The 2,125-nt window shown below is 40.5% G+C and carries 4 protein-coding genes; all 4 read right to left on the reverse strand.

The window, feature by feature from the left end; genetic code table 11:
• Positions 1-370 precede the first annotated feature (370 nt).
• Positions 371-541 (reverse strand): hypothetical protein, encoded by a 171-nt coding sequence (locus tag ACVPON_RS04085; RefSeq protein ID WP_462876439.1) that lies wholly within the window; start codon positions 539-541, stop codon positions 371-373.
• A 159-nt stretch (positions 542-700) separates the two neighbouring features.
• Positions 701-1,015, reverse strand: coding sequence for a hypothetical protein (locus tag ACVPON_RS04090; RefSeq protein ID WP_462876441.1), 315 nt, complete (start codon positions 1,013-1,015; stop codon positions 701-703).
• Between the two features lies 1 nt (position 1,016).
• A complete protein-coding gene (locus ACVPON_RS04095; RefSeq protein ID WP_462876443.1) occupies positions 1,017-1,235 on the reverse strand; it encodes an HNH endonuclease domain-containing protein in 219 nt (72 codons plus the stop codon).
• Positions 1,236-1,304: 69 nt separating this feature from the next.
• Positions 1,305-2,125, reverse strand: an 821-nt coding sequence (locus tag ACVPON_RS04100) for a hypothetical protein (protein WP_462876445.1), incomplete at its 5' end; no start/stop codon positions are given.

Raw genomic sequence — 2,125 nt, forward strand, 5'->3', positions numbered from 1 at the left:
GAAAGAGAGAACGAAGTTCGTCCTCTCACGATGTTAGCTTTTCATCAACCCACTACAGTTGACAAAGAGCCCAATTTTAAGACAAAAACTTCTTTGAATCCGTATTTTAGTCAAAAATAGAACTTAGTCTGAGACTAAATTCTGTTGGTTTTATGCAGTTTTCTCAGAGTAACTTCTGGAAGGACGGGAACTAGAACTTACTTTGAGAATTTACCCTTTGAACCCAAATACATGAAGATGGATTTAGACTAGTTTTTATAAAATAAAATTGTCCGAAAAAGTTTGTACCAACTGAAGATGAAGCAAGAACTGTAGGAAAAATAGTAGGTAATTTTATGCCTATTGAACAGCAAAAGCAAAATACTATCTGCTAATCCAAATAAATACGCATACTTTCTAATAGTTGTTTAGCTTCACTTAGCCCTTCTAATCCATATCTAGATAGAATTTCTACATCATCCACTAATCTAATATCTCGATTAGGATTAGCTACCCGTTCTTTAAATATCCTTACAACTAAATTCAACTCTTCCAAATCCATTTCATAATAATTTTTCCAATGCTCTAGCCCAATTTCAAAGACAGAGAGCTGATATCTCCACCATTAGAGAATATATCATCCCAACTATCATTAGATTCTAGCTTGTTTCCATTACTCCAAAAGCATGCTGTAATAACTGGAAGGATTACTCCGTTATTTTCATCTAATAGATATTGTTAATGCTTCTTCCTCTGCTAATCGAAAAATTCTACTCGGACAATTTTCAAAATAATGCGTATAAGGATAAGAATTACTCAAACGCTCACTGTTATCAGCTCGAAAAGCACATACACAAAAATTATCTTGGAACGTAACTGTTCCTCTGCTACCAAAACCATCCTGAACCGAGTAGTTAATTCCATCCCAGCAGTGCTCAAATGATAACTCTGGAAATTTAGCAGACATAACAGCACAAGAAATACCTGCTAAATAACATCCTTCATATAAAGTTTTGACACTTAAAACATAATCCATATCAATCTCCTCCTGGATAATAATCAGACTTCACGCGATTCTCATATCTAGAAAGCACTTGAGCATTAGCATAACTATTTGAACCACCTTTACTTTTAGGATTAATATGATCTATCTGCCACTCATTAGGATCTGGTGTGACCCCTTTCTGACTTTTCTGAGGTTTTGATAAAATATCCCTAGATAAGTCTGAACGAACAACTCCACCATTTCTAGCCATGTTCTCCTCTATAATAGTCCTCTTCTGAGCGGCAGTAAAATCTTTACCTGCACCAACATGTTTCGAATCTTACAAATAAGAATATGTCCTAGTAGCAGGTGTCACATCACCCGAAGGTGAAACATAAAAATCTGTCTTAGGGGTAGATTTAGGAGCTGGTAAGACCAGTGGTTTACTTGTCGGCCCAGGCAAGGCTAGTTGCTGAACAGGAGTCACATCCTTGCGAGACTTCGTAACTGGCACATCTCCAACTTTTGGCTTGCTAGTATTGACATCTGCCTTAGTTCCCTTAGCTCCGCGGGCTGAGATACCTTCAGATACCGCATTAATCGCTAGGCTAGTCATAATGCTACCGGGAGTAACTTTACCACCCTGTGCCGCATCCGCAATCGTATCAACTGCGGTTTCCCCAAAAGTATCTACCGCATAACGAGCTACCGGAGCACTCACTGAAGAAGTTGCTGAACCGAAGCCTCCAAGAAGACCTCCTGTTAAAGCTCCTGAGGCAAAACCACTCTTGGCTCCATTCCAAGTATTCGCAAGAATATCTTTTGGCTTGTCGCCTGAAAGAACACTAGTAGTAAATCCACTAACTGCTCCACCTGCTGCACCTGAAACAGCTCCAACCGCTGCAGCAGTCACAACAGTTGCGGCGGCTCCGCTCAAACCAAGACCGCTGACACCTGCCGCAATAAGTGGACCTGCTGCTCCTGCTGTCGCTACTGTGACAGCTACTGCTGCTACGGTAGCCACTGCGACAATCGCAACTTTCTTCCAATCAATCTTCTTAGCAGCTTTTACAATCTGCTTACCAACACGCTTAGCTGTCGTACACACATGCTTCAAGGTTTTGGCAAGGGCTGCGCTCCAATTCCGAAGAAGGTTTCTCC

This window comes from Streptococcus sp. 1F3 (assembly GCF_054968985.1).

Bases quoted from the DNA above. Each gene is read 5' to 3' on its own strand.
- ACVPON_RS04085 (WP_462876439.1), bottom strand. From the start codon at position 541: ATGGATTTGGAAGAGTTGAATTTAGTTGTAAGGATATTTAAAGAACGG.
- ACVPON_RS04090 (WP_462876441.1), bottom strand. From the start codon at position 1,015: ATGGATTATGTTTTAAGTGTCAAAACTTTATATGAAGGATGTTATTTA.
- ACVPON_RS04095 (WP_462876443.1), bottom strand. From the start codon at position 1,235: ATGGCTAGAAATGGTGGAGTTGTTCGTTCAGACTTATCTAGGGATATT.